This window comes from Micromonospora sp. NPDC005298, assembly GCF_040607375.1.
Taxonomy (GTDB): domain Bacteria; phylum Actinomycetota; class Actinomycetes; order Mycobacteriales; family Micromonosporaceae; genus Micromonospora.
This window is the reverse complement of sequence record NZ_JBEXGP010000001.1, coordinates 12,210-28,503: the sequence shown is the minus strand read 5'-3', so window position 1 is coordinate 28,503 and position 16,294 is coordinate 12,210. Positions and strand designations below refer to the sequence as shown.

Genomic DNA, 16,294 nt, shown 5'->3' with positions numbered 1-16,294 from the left:
AGGGTGCTAGCGCTAGCAGGTCGGGCCGCTAGCGCTAGCACCCTCGCGGCGGGTTAGCCGGCGGACCGCTTCCGGTCACGCTCCGCAATCGCGGCGAGCAGGTCGGGGTGCTTGATGCCACGTCGGGTGGTGGCCTTGCCGTCGATGCGCCGCCCGACGTCGCCGACCTTCACCAGCGGGTGCGGCTTGAGCGCGGTGGTGAGCTGCGCGGCTTCCCACCCGCCGTACACGTCGGGCCGCAGCTCGGTCAGCAGCGCGCACAGTGTCTCGTTCCACACGGCCTTGTCGTCGCCCGGCCAGATTCGCGCCAGGTCGCCGAGCACGTCCGCGACCGGGGCCATCTCGCGGGTCTGCTCGTCGGGTTTGGGCAGGGTGCCGGCGGCCTGGCGCAGCGCGACGGCGCGGGTCACGATGCGAGCCGCCTCGGTGGTGTTGACGTAGTAGGACTTCACCGCCGAAGGCTTCGGTCCGAAGCCGCGCAGGATGCCCCACCCGGCCTCATCGACCGGCACGAACACCGTCGCCCGGTAGCCCTGCTTGTACGCCGACGTCCCGAGGATCATGTCGTTAGCCGTCTGATCAGCCACGGAGAGGCAGAACCGGCTGTTGACGTTGCGGGTGATGCCGGTCGGCAAGCTGTCCTTGTCGGGGATCTGCGTACCGATCAGGATGATCACGCCCAGCGCCCGCCCGAGCTTGATGACCTTTTCCAGGATTTCGCCGGATTCCTTGGCGTACTTGCTGGTCATCAGCTCTTGCAGCTCATCGAACCAAGCCACCAGCGGGTGAAGCCCGGACCCCTTGAGCGACGCCAGTTCCGGGGTGACCTTGTTCTCGGGTGCCTTGCCCAACCTCGCGTAGTGCTCGATGCGCTTGGACCGGCGGCGGCACTCCTCGTACAGCCACTCGATGAACGCGAAGCAACGGGCGAGGGTGTCGTCATCGAAGCCGTTGCCGTACTCGGCCATGACCTGCTCAAGGACGGCGAAGTCACCGACGCCCTTCAACTCGTAGCCCCGGATCTCGGCGCGCGGGTCCAGCGACGCGGCCAGCAGCAGCGTGCGCAGCGCGAACGTCTTGCCCGAGCCAGGCTGACCACCGAACAGCCAGTTGCGGAACATCAGCTCGGCGTCGAGCACGTCCAGGCGCGGGGTGGTGGCGAACGGGAACGCCTTGAACAGGTCCACCTTCGCGCCGGCCGAGAGCAGCGGCCAGGGCGGCTGGGTCATCTGCGACGCCGGCTCATACCCGACCCACAACGCCAGCCGCCCGGTGTGACCGGGTGCCGGTTCGGGCCAAACCTGATCCAGCGGCAGCCGCATCGCCGAGGCAAGCCGGCCGCGCCGGGCGACCACCTCGGCGGCCTCCACCCCGTACGGGAGGTCGACCACGGCCAGGTGTCCGGGGCCGTCGCGGTGGATGTCCACCGGGAAGCTGATCGCCTTCGGGTCCTTGGCAACCGCGCTGTTGATCGCGGCCATCTGCAACGAGGTCAACGCCCGCCGCACGAGGTCGGCGGTCAGCTTGCGGTACCGGGTGCTTTCGGTGACCCGGTCGGTGAGCGGCTTGTCCGCCGGTCGGCCGAGCGTGGCCAGCAGCGGCACCACCACCGCCAACGCCAGGTAGCGCCACCACGGCGGGCCGACCGTGAGGACGATCGCCCCGGCGACGGTCGCGCCGGCTCCGGCCGCGAGCACCCACCACCGCCACACGCTTTGGCGCTGCCGGCGGGCGTCGAGCTTGAGCCACACGTCCGCCTCACCACGGGTCGCGGCGGCCTGCCGCAGGTGCCAGTTGCCCTCTTCCGCGCTGGCCCAGTGCAACGCCCGACCGAGCCCGCGGAACAGCCCAACCGGTGCCCACACAGCGGTTTTCGCCGCGTACTTCGGCAGCCGCACCGCGTGGTAGGCGGTCACGTAGCCGGCATCCTTGCTCTGATGCCGGGCCGCCGCGCGCAGGCCGCGCCACGAACGCGCCCACTCGGCCAGGATCGGCCGGCGCTCCCGCTGCCGGGCCAACACCTCCGCCGGGATGTCCTCGGCCGCGTCGACCAGCCCACCGAGGCGCTCCGGGCCGTCGTCGATCGTCTCGGCGTCCTCGGCGGTGCCGTCGTCCTCGGCGGCGTCGTCGGCCGGCGGGCGGGGGCGCGGCACCCGGCGGGCGCGGGCGTCGTCCAGGTCGACCACCTCGGCATCCGGGCCGGTGGTCGGGTCGGTCAGGTCGTTCTCGGCGGCCTGCCAGTCGAAACGGTCGCCGGACTCGTTGTTCGGGGCGCTCATCGGGACTCCTTCCCGGTGCGGATAACAGCGATCGGGGCGCACAGACGGCCGTAGGCGTCGATCTGCCACGCGGTGGTGCGGATCAGACCGCGCGCGGCGAGGGCGGCGGCCACGGCGGTGAACTCCCGCTCATCGGGCCGGTCGTACTCCTGCATGCGGATCGGCAGGTCAACCCACTCGGTGCCCTGGTTGTAGTCGATGAGCAGGGTGTATCCGCCGCTCGCGGCGGCGGTGATCGTGGCGCGCAGCGGCGTGCCGAGCCAGATCGGGCGGCGGGGCCGCAGGCGGGTCGCTGCTTTCCGCAGCGCTCGCAGGGGTGACAACATCAGTGCTCTCTCCTGAAGGTCTAGGTGCCGGATGGGAGGGCCGGCGGCACGGCGCAGGTTGGGAAGCCGGATGGCCGTGCCGCCGGGCGGAACTAGTCGTGCGTGCGAACCAGGTGCGCGAGTGCGGCGCCCATGCCGAGCACCGCGACCGGGAGGCAGGCCACGGCGGTGGTGATCCACCACGGGGCCGAGGTGACCCCGGCGGCCTCCAACAGGTGGTAGGCGACCTGGCCGAGTGCGCCGATGGCGAGGGAACCGAGGGCGGACCACTTGGCGAACCGGCGTGCCCGCTCGGGCACCCGCCCGGACAGCCATACGTAGAGCGCGTACGCGCCGTACGTCTCCACCCCGATGGGGAGGGTGATCGCGCTGTTGATGGAGAAGCTGTCCCAGATCCCGGGTAGCGGGTGCACGATGCCGAACCCGGTGAGTCCGCCCAACCCGACCCACCCGGACCAGATGGCGACGAACGCGGGCAGGGCCAGCAGCACCACCGGCCACACCACCGCCGACCGGGCCGGCGCGGGCGGGGCGGGCGTGTCCGGGCGACTGACCGGCGCGACCTGCTCGACCGGCTCCGGCGGGGTGATCTGCGGCGCGGGCGTCGGGTCCGGTACGACCGGCAGCACGGGCTCGGGTGCGGCCGGGGCGGGTGCCGGGTCCGTGGTGGCCGGGTCGATGGTGTCGACCGGCGGCGCGTCGGGCGTGGTCTTGAGCAGCGCCAGCAGTTCGCCGGCCTTCGGCGCTCCGATGCGGAACTCCCGCATGAGCCGGTTCCGCGACGGGAACACCTCCCCGTCTGGCAGGTCCAGGTCCCGGGCGGCGGACAGCAGGTCTTCGATCGGTTGGGGGTAGCGGGTGCCGTTGATGGTGGGGGCGGTCATGCTGCGTCCTCCTGGGGGAAGGCGCACGCGAGGCATTCGCCCAGCGAGCGCGGGATGAAGTACGGCCGCACCTGGTGGCAGGTGCGGCAGGTGCGGCGGGCCGTGAGTGCCTTGCCGATGGCGGCGCGCTGCGCGGGGGTCGCGGTGCGCTTCGGCGCGGCCAGGTCGACCCGGTAGAGGTAGGCGGTACGGGTGCCGCCAATGCCACGCCAGAGCACCTGAGCGGCGACGGGCTGACCGCCGGGGCGCAGGCCGGCGGCGGTCAGTTGGCGGCGGGTGGCGTAGCCGGGCGGGGCACCCTTCCACCAGTAGGAAGGGATGCCGTACCGCGCCCCGTCCGGATCGAAGTAGGCAGCGCGGATGCGGGCCATCAGGCCGCGCGGCGCGGGTCGGTACGGGCGGTCAGGTCGGTGGCGGCGCGGGTAACGCGGGCCTCGGCCCGGCGCAACCGACGCCAGTCCAGCTCGGTCGGTCCGCCGTGGTCCTCGGCGTAGAGCAGCGTGATCTCGGCGTCCAGCAGGTCCAGTTCGGCCGCGATCAGCGGCCACTCCGCGTCGATCGCGGCCAGGTCGGCGGTAGTCGGTGCGGTGGTGACGGGGGCAAGGTGCGTGCGCACGGGGGAACCTCCGGTGAGTCGATGAAGTGGGGGAAAGCCCGGGTGCGACCAGATCGGCCGCACCCCGGACGGGCATGAGAGGCAGAAGCAACCGCGCGCCAGATCCGGCCCGCTCGCCCCGCTCACCCGGGATCTACCGGGGTCGGCCACCGTGTGGCTCAAGGCGGGGATGCCGCAGACGGATCTACGCGGCGCTTCTGCTGTGAAGTTCTCAATGAACGACCGCACGACCGGCCCGTGAGCGTGCAGCGCAAAGCGCTACCTTCCCCGGCTTCCGCTCGGCTTGTCGTGCCTGGCTAGCCAGGTCCAACGAGATGAACGTAGGTCGGCTTGGCTAGTCAGGTCAAGAGGGCGCGGCGAACTTTCCTGACTTGGCTAGTCAGCGCTACCGTAGGCGGGTGAGCGAGAACCTTGACTTCCTCGGCGAACTGGATCCCGACGACCCCAAACAGGCCTCGCAGCAGATCGCGAACAAGCTGCGGGCGGCCATCCTCACGCGTCGACTCGCGCCCGGTGACAAGCTGCCGTCGCAGCCCGAGCTAGCCACCCGGTACGGCGTCGCACGAGAGACCGTCAAGCGGGCCTTGGACCTGCTCCGGGCAGAGCGGCTGATCGTGTCCCGGCAGGGCAGCGGCGCATTCGTCCGCGCACAGACACAGCGAGCGGTTGAGCTGCGGCCACACATCGAAGCCTCGTTCGACCGACCTCACGTCACCATCGACTTCGCCGGGTTCTCCGGTGAGACGTTGCGCGATGCGCTCGCCGAAGCGCTCGACAAGGTGCGTGTCGGCCGGCTCGCGCCGGAGACGATCGCGGTGCGGGTCCTGATCTCGGACATGGCCGTACCCATGGCGCTGCCGTCGCGGGCCGAGACACAGGCAGACGACCCAGCAGTACGCGAACGCGCGGAACGGATCACGCGCCGGGCCGCAGACGGAATCATCGATCAGGTCGGCGAACTGGGCGACCTCGGGCTTATCCGGTCGGCCACCGTTGATGTGCGGATGCATCGGGCGTCGCCGCTGTTCAAGCTCTACATCCTGAACGGCGAAGAGGTCTTCTATGGCTTCTATCCGGTTGTTGAGCGCACCGTCTCGATCAAGGGCGAGCCGATGGCGATCTACGACCTCATGGGCAAGGACGTGCCGCTGTTCCACTACGCGGTGACCGACGACGATGCCTCGCACGGAACGCAGTTCGTGGAGGCGTCCCGCCAGTGGTTCGACTCCGTGTGGTCGACCATCGCCTACAGGTACGACGGATGAACGCCGACCTCGGTCGGCTGCTCGGCGAGGTCGGCGCGGTGTTGCTCGACTTCGACGGACCGGTGTGCAGCATCTTCGCCGGTTACCCGGCGCCGCTGGTTGCCGCCGAGCTGGTCGACGTGCTGCGGCAACATGGCGTCGATGTGCCGCCGGACCTCGCCAGCGAGCCGGACCCGCTTGAGGTGCTACGCCGCACCGGCGCGGCCGGCGACCACGGCATCACGCGGGCGGTGGAGGATGCGCTCTGCGCGGCCGAGCGCAGGGCCGTCGAGACTGCCGAGCCGACGCCGTACGGCCGTGAGGTCATCGTGGCTGCCCAGCAAGCCGGGATGCCGGTCGCGGCGGTCAGCAACAACTCGGCCGGCGCAGTGGCCGCCTACCTGGCAGCGCACCGGCTCGCCGGGTACGTCTCGCCGGTAATCGGCCGGGCATACGCCGACCCGGACCGCATGAAGCCCAACCCTGAACCGATCCTGCAAGCCGTACGTGCCCTCGGCGAGCTACCGAGCCGATGCGTTCTGGTCGGTGACTCGCTTTCCGACATCGTTGGGGCGCGGGCGGGCGGAGCAAGGGTGATCGGCTACGCGAATCGGCCGGCCAAAGTCGAGGCGTTCCAGGCCGCCGGGGCGGATGTGGTGATCACGAGCATGGGCCAGCTTGCCGGCGTGCTGATAGAGCGTATCGGGGGCTGAATGACTGCCCGACAGGTTATGCGTCCGACAATGCTAGGCCGAGTCGCCTCCTATGCTTGTCGAAGTCGAATCAACCTGTCCGCTGAGATTCAGATCGACTAGCCTGCTCAAGATTTCATCCTCGCTCAGGGGATACGGCCACTCATAAGCGGCATATACAGCGGCATCAAGTCGGGCGTGTGCCTGATCGAGCCACGTCGGGCGCTCGTTGTACAAGTTGGTCAGAGTACGCCGCCGAAGGATGGCGTCCTCAGCCCCTGGGGGGTTAAGCCACCCTTCCCGTAGCCGATTGAGCTCCTGGCCGGCGGCAGCGATCTCCTTGGCGACAGCAGCCGTGGGTTGCGGCATGGGGAACTTTTCGAAAGTGGTTGTCGGCGTGTACCTAGGACGAGTTTCGAGCTGCGTGCCGAGGCGCAGTCCCCATACCTCATGAGGGCGAGAGTGCAGCACGCCAAAGAAGTAGTCGTCGTCTCTTGCGAAAACAATCAACTGACTGTCCGGGAGGGTGGTGGTCGGCAGCCATGCGAACAGGCGGTACTTCGCTACCCGAGGGGTGGCAAGGTATCGAGCCAGCGACCCAAAAGATCGCCTCATTGCCGGCCGAGACTCTGCATGAATCCACCAACGCTGAGCGTAAGCTTCTCGCCTGTTGTCAGCGCGCTTCGGGAACACATGAGCCTTGACATATTCGAATGGCTTCTCGTAGAGAGCCGCCTCCTCAAGCGACATGTCTTCGCCGAAGTCGATAATCCACTTCCGTCTCGACCGTCGAGTGACATCAAAGCCATTAGCCCAAGGGCGCACGACGTCCGCATTGTTGCGACCGTCGGCGTTCGGACTGGCAAGCATTTCGAGCGCCAGGTCTTCTGCAATGTCGAAGGGGCCACCCTTGGTGTCACCCATGAAAGCAATGCCGAGATTCTTTCGAATGACGGGAAGCTTCGTCACATCGAGGTCAGCAGTTAGGTCCGCGTTGATGAAGGGCACAGCTCGGCCATCGAGAAATCGCTTGGTTTCCGACCCGTTGTCGAATCCAACAATCGACACGTGTACGTGGGCGCCCTCAACAACCCAAGGCTCATCCGACCACGCCATGAAGATATCGCCCGTCTCGCGAATCTTCTGGAGGACGCGGCGGTTAGCGCCGCCTCGGATTCCCTGTGTCGCCAGAAGGCCAGCGCGCGATACGACGCCGTCCGCAATCATTGCCCGAGCCTTTTCATGCCAGTAGCACACCAGATCGGCTTCTGCCGGAACGCGGCCCTTGTACATTTTGAACAAGGTGTCGACGTAGTCGTTGCCAAGGTAGGTTCGCAGGAGCTTTCCGCCGACGAATGGCGGATTACCAACGATCACATCAACAGTCGGCCACGTCGGCTCCTGCGGGTTTGCCGGGTCGCTAAGATCGACTACGGCGTCTCGGCATTCGATGTTGTTCAACGGGCGCAGGATGGGATCACGTTGATAGGAAAAGCCGTTTGCAATCATCCACTGGATTTCGCCAATCCAGATCACCACACGTGCTAGCTCGGCCGCGTAGCTATTCAGCTCGATACCGAGGACTGCGCTAGGCCCCACCTGAGGGATCTCGATAGGCACTTGGAAGGTGAGCGACGCCCAGAGGGTGACTTCTCGCTCAAAGTCCTTTAGTGCTTGAAGCGCGAGGTATAGGAAATTCCCCGAGCCGCAGGCGGGGTCGAGAACCCGCACTCGCCGCAGCTTCATGAGGAATGCGTTGTAAAGCGCTGTAGGGTTGCGCTCGATCGGGGTCCGGGTGGTTACGCGACGGCCTTCGGATAGGAGCGCCGCGACCTTGTCTTTCAGTGAGTCGAAGTCACGCCTCAGTGGCTCTATCAATACTGGCTCGATCACACGCATGATCGAGTCCCGGTCGGTATAGTGAGCGCCGAGCTGAGATCTCTTGTCCGGGTCCAATCCGCGCTCGAAGAGAGTTCCGAAAATAGCCGGTTCAACCTGTGACCAGTCCAAGAGGGAGGCACGCCGCACGATGGCCACCTCTTGGCGGGTTAAGGGCAGTGCATCGCCTCCCGAGAACAGGCCACCGTTGAACCAGTCGATTGGCTCGGTACCGAACAGCCCGCCACCGTTCGACATCTTCGAGAACAGGTCACTAAGGCCGGAGGTGAAGATTTGAACGTTATCGCGCGAGCCGTCAATCAGGCGCTCAAGGAGGCCGGCCGGAAGAAGTCCTGCATCTTGTGCGAACATGCAGAACAACAGCTTATTTAGAAAGTGAGCGACTTCGTGTGGCTCATGATCGCGGTCGCGTAGGGCGAAGGCCAGAGAAGCAAATTCTTTAGCCGCCTCTGCCGTCAGCTCCTCTCGCGTTTTTCCCGGCCGCAGCGCTTCCGGATCCTTCATTACGGCCCGCAGAATACGTAACGGCTCTTCCGGCTTGTCGAGCAAATCCCTCAGCGTAAACGTGTGCACCGTAGCCGGCGTGTTCGTAAAGTTGGTGTGGATCTCGAAGCGGTCCAAGTCGCAGACGATCAGGATCGGCGGGTTTTCCAGAGCTTCCCGATATTGCAGTAGCTGCTGGTAGGCCGCTTTCATGTTCTTGCGCTTGCCCTTATATTCCCAGGCAAAATGGCCGCGCTTCCATACGTCCGCGAAGCCATCACCACCGCCTACCTTCTCAACACCCTTCTCAAAGGCGTAGTGCTGACCCGTAGGGTCCGCCTCGTTGGGCGTCGGGACGCCTAGCATCCGGCAGAGGTCGATGAAATGTTCTTGAGCCGCAGCCCGCTCGTTTCGGGTGCTTCCCGCCCACTTTATGGCGAACTCGCCGGACGTCATTGCCACAGTCAGCTCCCCTTGCCACTCCGTTGCGGGGGGAGCGTACCGCCTGTGTGTACTCGCGGCCGACCGTGAATCTCCGGGACATCGCCCCGCCCCAGGCCGTGGGCGGCGGGTTGGGCCCACCCACGGGCCAGTAACCCGAGGAGCGGATGGAGGTCGCCCAGCGTCGGGAAGGTCCGGCGGCCTGAGGGGAGCCGGCTTGGGGTGGTCAGGATCTGACCTGAGCAGTTCGTGTGTCGCAGGCGTGTCGCCGGGTGGGCGATGGCGCGCATATCAGCAGCTCAACGCCGTGAGCTTCGTGGTCTTGAAAACCGGTAAGGCAGCGATGTCTTCGTGGGTTCGAATCCCACACCCTCCGCCCCTATGATCCGCACATGATCAAAGCGGTGCTCTTCGATGTGGGCGGGACGATCCTGGACGAGTCCCGCGAGTTCGCGACCTGGGCGGACTGGCTCGGCGTCCCACGACACACGTTCTCGGCGGTCTTCGGGGCCGTGATCGCCCGGGGTCTGGACTATCGGGAGACGTTCCGGGCCTTCCGGCCCGATTTCGACCTGCCGGCCGAGCTTGAGCGCCGGGCGGCCGCCGGCCAGCCCGAGTTGTTCGGCGAGGAGGACCTCTACCCGGACGCGCGAGCGTGCCTGACCGCCCTGAAGGGCCAGGGCCTGTTCGTCGGCCTGGCCGGCAACCAGCCCGCTCGTGCCGAGGGCATCCTGCGCGACCTCGACCTCCCCGTGGACATGATCGGGACGTCGGACGGCTGGGGCGTGGCGAAGCCGGCACCGGCCTTCTTCGAGCGGGTCGTCCGAGAGAGCGGTGGCGACGCGTCGTCGATCCTGTACGTCGGCGACCGGCCCGACAACGACGCGCGTCCGGCCATGGGGGCCGGCATGAAGGCGTGCCTGATCCGGCGTGGTCCGTGGGGTCACATCCTCGACATGCCGGACGTGTCGGAGCGGTGCCTGTTCCGTGTCGGTTCGCTGGACGAACTGCCGGGCCTGGTCGCGCAGCACAACGCGGCCGGCCGCTAGCTCAGTCCGTCTCGTCCCGCCGGTTCTCGCGGATCGTCTTGTCGGCCAGGCGTTCGACCGCGCGCCGGCGCTCCTCGGCGAGCGCCTGCTCGTCGGGCTTTCGCAGCGCGCTGAAGACGGCGACCAGGAAATCCCGCCAGATCCGTGCCAAGAATTCCCCCCGTGGAACGTTGCAGGGTGACAACGATAGCGCTCCTGGCGTGACTCCGGACACCCCGAGCTTCCGGTCTCTCATCGCCCGCGAAGCGGGTATGAAGGGGCTGGTATCTCCGCACACCGGAAGGACGCGTACCGATGACCCTGGAACGACCCATTGCCCCGGACCCGTACGAGCTGCTGCCGACGGTGCCCTCGTTCACACTGACAAGTGACGACGTGCAGAACGGCGAGCCGATGGACGCCCGGCACGCGCACGGCAGCACCGGTGGTGAGAACGTCTCCCCGCAGTTGACCTGGTCCGACTTCCCGGCCGAGACCAAGAGCTTCACGATCACCTGCTACGACCCCGACGCGCCGACCGGCAGCGGCTTCTGGCACTGGGTGCTGGTGAACGTGCCGGTGGGCGTCACCCAGCTGCCCAGCGGCGCGGGCGGCGCGGCGGGCACCGACCTCGGCGGGGCCTTCTCGGTCCGCAACGACTACGGCGAGCAGGGCTACGGTGGCGCGGCCCCGCCGCCCGGTGACCGCCCGCACCGGTACGTCTTCGCGGTGCACGCACTGGACGTGGACCGCCTGGACCTGACCCCCGACGCGAGCCCCGCCTACGTCGGCTTCAACCTGACCTTCCACACCCTGGCCAGAGCGGTGATCCGCCCCACGTACCAGATCAAGGAGTAACCCCTCCGGCGATCTTGCACTTTCGGTCGCCCCTGTGTCTCGTGTGTCACGAGACGTCGAGGCAGAAAGTGCAAGATCGCCCGGGGTGGGGGTCAGGCGGGGACCCGGGCCACGGCGAAGACGGACTGGCCGAACGGGGGGCGGACCACCTGTTCGGCGGCCTTGGTGGCGGGCAGGACGAGGGTGTCGTACACCTTGACCATCGGGCCCTCCTTCGGCATCAGCCGGAAGACCTTGGTGGCCATGAAGTAGCCGATCAGGCCCAGGGCGTTCGCGTAGTGGATCTTCTCCACCGTCAGGCCGGCCTCGGTCATCGCGGCATGGAGGGTCTTCTTGGTGTACCGCCGGACGTGCCCGGTGGCGATGTCGGCCGGGCTCATCGCGAACTCGAACGCTGGCACGATGATGACCACGGCGCCGCCGGGGCGGACCAGGTCGCGCATGCTGCGCAGCGCGCCCACGTGGTCCTCGATGTGCTCCAGCACGTTGTACGAGACCGCGGCGCTGTAGTTGCCCCCGGCGTCGTGCGGCAGCAGCATCTGGCGGACGTCGATGCTCGGCTGGTCGGCGAGGCGTTCCTTGAGCTGCACCAGTCGGTCCGGGTCGGCCTCGGTGGCGGTGAACCGGGGCAGCCGCTGTGACCATTCCAGCGCGTAGTCACCGAGACCGCTGCCGATCTCGATCGGGTCGTCGCCGAGGTACGGCACCGCCAGTTCGACGAACCAGCGACGGTGGTTGACAGCTGTCGCCAGGCCCTCCAGCACCTCGGACTGGACGCGCTGATCCCCAGTGATTTCTGCCATGCGTCGATTCCTCACGATATGAACTCGACCCGTGCCTGGACCGACAGAGTGAATCATCCACTGGGACGGCAGAAGAATCGGGGCATCGGGGTAGCCGAATTGTGGTCGGGGGGTGGGCACGTGATCGGCGGTCGGCGAACCCGGCACATAGTACGGCAGTACCTCGAAACATGTCACGGCAGCGCCATACGCTGACTACCCTACGAATTGTCATGACTACTCCTGAACCGGACGCGCCCGGCAACGGCCCGGCCGTGCCCGGTGGGGGTCCGGACGCGCCCGGCGACGGCGACACCTCGTTGCGCCGCAACGGGAAGCGGACCGACGTGCTCGCGGTGCTGAGCTTCGTGGCGCTCGGCTTCTGGGTGACCGGGCGGCTCTGGCTGGACCCGGGCAGCGGGGTGCGGGACAACCGCTCCGACCAGTCGCAGTTCGAATGGATGATGGCGCACGGTGCGCGGGTCGTTACGCATTTCGCGTACCCGTTCCATTCGGACCGGATGAACGTGCCGGACGGCGTCAACCTGATGGCTAATACGTCCGTATTATCCATTTCATTGCCAATGACGCCGGTCACCCTGCTGATCGGGCCGCGAGCGAGTTTCCTGGCCTTTCTCACCCTCGGAATGATTGCCACCGCCACTGCCTGGTACTTCCTGCTGTCCCGGGTCGTGATCGGTGCCCGCGGGCCGGCCTGGCTGGGTGCCGGCTTCTGCGCGTTCGCGCCGGCGATGGTGTCGCACGCCAATGGGCATCCGAACATCGTGTCCCAGTTCGTCGTCCCCTTGATCATTTGGCGGACGCTGCGTCTCGGTGAGCCGGGCCGCTGGCTCCGCAACGGCGTCCTGCTCGCCCTGGTGGTCGTCTGGCAGGCGTTCCTCAACCTCGAGATCCTGCTGATGACCGCGATCGGCATCGGCGTGGTCGTCGGCGTCCTCGCCCTCGGCCGCCCGGCCCTGCGGTCCCGGACCCGACCGTTCCTCGCCGGCCTGGCCGTCGCCGCCGTGGTCGCGGGTGCGCTGCTGGCGTACCCGCTGTACGTGCAGTTCTTCGGGCCGGGCGCGTACTCCGGGCTGTCCCGCCTGATCCGCGGCTACTCCAGCGACCTCGCCTCGTTCGTCGCGTACTCCCGGGAGTCCCTCGCCGGCAGTCCGCGTACGGCGGCCGGGCTGGCCAAGAACCCCACCGAGGAGAACAGCTTCTTCGGCTGGTCGCTGGTGGTGCTGGTGATCGCCCTGGTCTGGTGGATGCGCCGGTCGATCGTGGTGCTCGCGCTGGGCGCGCTCGGGCTGCTCTTCACGGTGCTGTCCCTGGGCCGGGAGGTCCGCTTCGACGGTCGGGGCACCGGCGTGCCGGCTCCCTGGGCGGCGCTGGAGAACCTGCCGATCCTGCACTCGGTGGTGCCGACCCGGTGGGCGTTGGCGATCACCCCGATCGTCGGGGTGCTGCTCGCGTACGGCGCCGAGCGCGCCCGTGAGCTGGCCCGCGCGCATCCGGCTGCCCGGCCGCAGATCCGCTTCGCCACCGCCACCGTGCTCACCATGGCCCTGCTGCCGATCCTGCCCACCCCACTGCCCGTGGTGGACCTCGACCCGGTCCCCGGGTTCGTGACCAGTGGGGCGTGGCGGCCCTACCTGGCCGGTGGGCGCAGTGTGGTGACGCTTCCACTGCCGGACACCAACTACGCCGAGCCGCTGCGCTGGTCGGCGGTGACCCGGCAGGACATGCCGTTGGCCCGGGGGTACTTCCTCGGCCCGGACACCCGACCGAACGCGGAGACGCCGAAGGTCGCGCTGTTCGGGGCGCCGCCCCGCCCCACGAGCAGCTTCTTCGCCACCATCAGGCGCACCGGGGCGGTGCCGCCGATCACTCCGCAGAGCCGGGTCGACGCCGTCGACGACCTGCGTTACTGGCGGGCCGGGGTGGTCATCCTCGGGCCGCACGAGCACGAGGAGGCGCTGCGTCGGGGGATGACCGAGCTGACCGGGATCCAGCCGGTCTTCACCGGCGGCGTGTGGGTGTGGGACGTGCGGCAGTTGACCGACTGACCGCGAGGGTCAGCCCTGACGGACGCAGCAGCCCTGGCACACCTTGGGGCTGGGCAGCGTGAACGCGAGGCAGCAGGTGCGTCGCTGCACGCTCGGCTCACCGGCCGGCCCCGGCACCAGCTCGACCAGGTCGGCCAGGTCGAGCGCGCCGAGCAGGGTGTCGATGCTCTGCACCGTCGAGCCGGGCAGCCCGTCCGCGGCACGCAGGATGCCGTGCGCGATGCCGGAGGCCACCGATCCGAGCAGTGTCCGGGTGCCCACCCGCACCTCTGCCTGGATCGCCGTGATCAGCGGGGCCAGGTGGGCGTCGAGCAGGGAGGCCCGCAACGCGGCCAGCAGCTCCGCCTCGTCCGCGACGACGTGGACCTCGGGCAGGCCGGCGAGCGCCAACGGGTCGTTCGGCAGGACCGCCACGACGGTGCTGCGGCGCAGACCCAGGGTGAGCAGCGGGCGGTGGTCCTCGAAGTGGATCAGCACGTCGGAGGGGTCGAGCAGCGGCACCCGGCGGGCCGAGGCCCAGCCGAGCACGACCGGAAGCGCCGTCCAGTAGCTGTACGACTTCCAGGCCAGCGCCGCGCACGCGTGCGGGGTGCCACCCCAGCGGACGGCGGCGGCGCGCAGCAGCTCCGGCAGTCGGGTGCCGTCGATCAGGGTGGTGGCGGGCGTCCAGCCGAACTCGTCGTCGACCAGCAGGCCCCGGGCCAGCCCGGGAAGGTCGTCGGTGCCGAACATCGAGCGCAGCGCCGCGGTGACGGGGGCGAGGGGCGTGGCGATCACGTCCCGCCTCGGCATCACCGCTGTCACCAGTCGTCCCCCGTCCGAGTGGCCGAGGGAGTGCCCCGGCGGACGACCAGAGCGTCGTCCTGAGCTAAGGCTAGCCTAACCATGCCCGCCGGTCTAAGGGAAGCCTCACCTCGGTCGGATCGGGAGGCGCAGGCCACGTTCCTGACCTGCCGCCACGGCGTACTACCCCTCACCGGCCCGGAAAAACGCCGCGAGCATCGACATGCCTCGGTGGATTGTCAAGCGGTGTGTCGGCAAAGTGCCACTTGCGTGTGCGTTTCGCCACGGAACGTGAAACTGATACTCCCGGCCACGAGGACGCCGATGACGATCTCCCCCCTCGATCGGGCTGCCGACTCCTTCGCGGCCGAGCTCGCCCGACAGCGGACCGGGCGAGGGCTGTCCAAGAAGCAACTGGCGATCCTGATGGGGTTCGACCCGTCCTACGTGAGTCACGTCGAAGGGCGCCGGCACCGCCCCACCGAGGACTTCGCCCGCCGCGCCGAGGCCGTCCTGGAGGCCGGCGGCGCGATCTGGCAGCGCTTCCGGGAGTACGACGACGTCCGGCACGCCCGCACCGGCCAGCCTCCGCGCGAGTCGCACCTCCCCGGCCAGTGGCTGCCGCCCGGCACCGGCCTCGTCGTGGAACGGGAGACGGCCACCCTCACCCACACCGACGACAGCTACCGGTGCGTCATCCGCCGCGAGCTGTACAACGCCGGCACCGAACCCGTCACCCGCTACCTGGTCCGCGTTGCCGTCGACCGCTACCCGAACGACCCGGGCCGCTCCAACCGGCACCACCGGGAACACCCCCTCACCTTCGCCGAGCTGCAACTACAGGCCAGGCGCGACGACGGCGGCGGTGACCCGGAGCCGATGCACTGGCGGGCCAAACACGACCGGGACGCGTTCAAGGAGATCTGGCTGCTCTTCGAGAACGGTGAGCGACGCTTCCCGCTCTACCCCGGCGACCGGGCCACCATCGAGTACGCGTACAGCGTCGGGCAGGAGAAGTGGGGTCCCTGGTTCCAGCGGGCCGTCCGCCTGCCCACCCGGCACCTCGCCGTACGCCTGGACCTGCCGGCGGCGTTCGACCCACAGGTCTGGGGCGTGGAGACCTCGCTCTCGGCGGAGGAGGGCCCGCTGCGGACGGCCCCGCAGCGACACGACGACGGCGACCGGGCGATCTTCGACTGGCAGACCGACGAGCCTCCGCTGAACGCCCGCTACCGGATGCAGTGGCGTTTCCGCGCCCGACCGGACGCCGACCCGGACGTCGACACCGCTGGCGTACGGGTCCGGCCCAGCGACCGGATGCGCGGCATCGGCATCGTCCAGCGCGGCGCCGACCTGCTCCGCCACCGGGCCCGCCCGTTCGACCTGCCGAGCGAGGAGCAGGCGGCCCGGGAGGTCGTCGACCGGCTCACCGCGGTGCTGGTCCGACTCGACGAGCTGCACCCGTTCAGCAAGGGTGTGGGTGTCGCCGCCCCGCAGCTCGGCGTCGACCGGGCGGTGTCCGTGGTGCGGCCCCCGGACCGGTCGGCCGAACCGGTCGTGCTGCTCAACCCCCGGGTGGTCGACGCCGACCCGGACACCGACGAGCAGTACGAGGGCTGCCTCTCCTTCTTCGACCACCGGGGTCTGGTGCCCCGCCCGCTGCGCCTCGACGTGGAACACGCCCAGTGGGACGGCAGCCGGATCATCACCTCGTTCGAGTTCGGCATGGCCCGACTCGTCGCGCACGAGATCGACCACCTGGAGGGCCGGCTCTACGTCGACCGGATGGCACCGGGCGTACCGCTCGTGCCGGTTGAGGAGTACCGGGAGACCGGGCGTCCCTGGCGGTACTGACAGACGAGGGGACCGGGGCGCGCGCCCCAGGGGGCAGGGGCACGCGCCCCGGTGTG

At 68.6% G+C, this 16,294-nt stretch carries 15 protein-coding genes and 1 tRNA gene; 7 read left to right on the top strand and 9 right to left on the bottom strand.

Annotation, left to right across the window (positions count from 1 at the left end; translation table 11 throughout):
• Positions 1-53: 53 nt before the first annotated feature.
• From ABZS77_RS00150 to ABZS77_RS00130, 5 genes are all read right to left on the bottom strand, one after another.
• The gene (locus tag ABZS77_RS00150) at positions 54-2,279 is read right to left on the bottom strand and encodes a cell division protein FtsK (protein WP_354814735.1); all 2,226 of its coding nucleotides are present in this window, start codon (positions 2,277-2,279) and stop codon (positions 54-56) included.
• Positions 2,276-2,605 (bottom strand): hypothetical protein, encoded by a 330-nt coding sequence (locus tag ABZS77_RS00145; protein ID WP_354814732.1) that lies wholly within the window; start codon positions 2,603-2,605, stop codon positions 2,276-2,278. The genes ABZS77_RS00150 and ABZS77_RS00145 overlap by 4 nt, the downstream gene beginning before the upstream one ends.
• A 92-nt stretch (positions 2,606-2,697) precedes the next feature.
• On the bottom strand, positions 2,698-3,489 hold the full coding sequence (locus tag ABZS77_RS00140; RefSeq protein ID WP_354814729.1) for an ABC transporter permease: 792 nt from the start codon (positions 3,487-3,489) through the stop codon (positions 2,698-2,700).
• A complete protein-coding gene (locus ABZS77_RS00135) occupies positions 3,486-3,860 on the bottom strand; it encodes an RRQRL motif-containing zinc-binding protein (protein ID WP_354814726.1) in 375 nt (124 codons plus the stop codon). The genes ABZS77_RS00140 and ABZS77_RS00135 overlap by 4 nt, the downstream gene beginning before the upstream one ends.
• Entirely contained in the window at positions 3,860-4,105 is a 246-nt protein-coding gene (locus tag ABZS77_RS00130; protein ID WP_354814723.1) for a DUF6284 family protein, read from the bottom strand. The genes ABZS77_RS00135 and ABZS77_RS00130 overlap by 1 nt, the downstream gene beginning before the upstream one ends.
• Before the next feature lie 398 nt (positions 4,106-4,503).
• On the opposite strand from ABZS77_RS00130, the gene ABZS77_RS00125 reads away from it, so the two are divergent.
• Positions 4,504-5,370 carry a GntR family transcriptional regulator gene (locus ABZS77_RS00125; RefSeq protein WP_354814720.1) on the top strand — a complete coding sequence of 289 codons (867 nt, stop codon included), beginning with the start codon at positions 4,504-4,506 and terminating at the stop codon, positions 5,368-5,370.
• Positions 5,367-6,062, top strand: a complete 696-nt coding sequence (locus ABZS77_RS00120; RefSeq protein ID WP_354814717.1) for an HAD family phosphatase — start codon at positions 5,367-5,369, stop codon at positions 6,060-6,062. The genes ABZS77_RS00125 and ABZS77_RS00120 overlap by 4 nt, the downstream gene beginning before the upstream one ends.
• 33 nt (positions 6,063-6,095) lie before the next feature.
• Here ABZS77_RS00120 and ABZS77_RS00115 read toward each other — a convergent pair whose 3' ends face one another.
• Complete coding sequence (locus ABZS77_RS00115; protein ID WP_354817026.1) at positions 6,096-8,879, bottom strand: DNA methyltransferase; 2,784 nt, start codon at positions 8,877-8,879, stop codon at positions 6,096-6,098.
• A gap of 281 nt (positions 8,880-9,160) precedes the next feature.
• Between ABZS77_RS00115 and ABZS77_RS00110 the strand changes: the two genes are divergently transcribed.
• A tRNA-Ser gene (locus tag ABZS77_RS00110) sits at positions 9,161-9,237 on the top strand.
• A gap of 19 nt (positions 9,238-9,256) precedes the next feature.
• Positions 9,257-9,913: an HAD family hydrolase gene (locus ABZS77_RS00105; RefSeq protein WP_354814714.1), complete on the top strand. Its 657-nt coding sequence runs from the start codon at positions 9,257-9,259 to the stop codon at positions 9,911-9,913.
• Between the two features lies 1 nt (position 9,914).
• Here ABZS77_RS00105 and ABZS77_RS00100 read toward each other — a convergent pair whose 3' ends face one another.
• Complete coding sequence (locus ABZS77_RS00100) at positions 9,915-10,064, bottom strand: hypothetical protein (protein WP_354814711.1); 150 nt, start codon at positions 10,062-10,064, stop codon at positions 9,915-9,917.
• A 143-nt stretch (positions 10,065-10,207) separates the two neighbouring features.
• Here ABZS77_RS00100 and ABZS77_RS00095 point away from each other — a divergent pair, with 143 nt between their 5' ends.
• A complete protein-coding gene (locus ABZS77_RS00095) occupies positions 10,208-10,750 on the top strand; it encodes a YbhB/YbcL family Raf kinase inhibitor-like protein (protein WP_354814708.1) in 543 nt (180 codons plus the stop codon).
• A gap of 92 nt (positions 10,751-10,842) precedes the next feature.
• On the opposite strand, the gene ABZS77_RS00090 is transcribed toward ABZS77_RS00095, so the two are convergent.
• Positions 10,843-11,553, bottom strand: coding sequence for a class I SAM-dependent methyltransferase (locus ABZS77_RS00090; protein ID WP_354814705.1), 711 nt, complete (start codon positions 11,551-11,553; stop codon positions 10,843-10,845).
• Between the two features lie 212 nt (positions 11,554-11,765).
• On the opposite strand from ABZS77_RS00090, the gene ABZS77_RS00085 reads away from it, so the two are divergent.
• The gene (locus ABZS77_RS00085; RefSeq protein WP_354814702.1) at positions 11,766-13,601 is read left to right on the top strand and encodes a hypothetical protein; all 1,836 of its coding nucleotides are present in this window, start codon (positions 11,766-11,768) and stop codon (positions 13,599-13,601) included.
• Positions 13,602-13,610: 9 nt separating this feature from the next.
• Here the strand turns inward: ABZS77_RS00085 and ABZS77_RS00080 are convergent, their stop codons facing one another.
• Complete coding sequence (locus ABZS77_RS00080; RefSeq protein WP_354817023.1) at positions 13,611-14,393, bottom strand: IucA/IucC family C-terminal-domain containing protein; 783 nt, start codon at positions 14,391-14,393, stop codon at positions 13,611-13,613.
• A 315-nt stretch (positions 14,394-14,708) separates the two neighbouring features.
• Between ABZS77_RS00080 and ABZS77_RS00075 the strand changes: the two genes are divergently transcribed.
• Positions 14,709-16,238, top strand: a complete 1,530-nt coding sequence (locus ABZS77_RS00075) for a peptide deformylase (protein WP_354814699.1) — start codon at positions 14,709-14,711, stop codon at positions 16,236-16,238.
• The last annotated feature ends 56 nt before the right edge of the window (positions 16,239-16,294 follow it).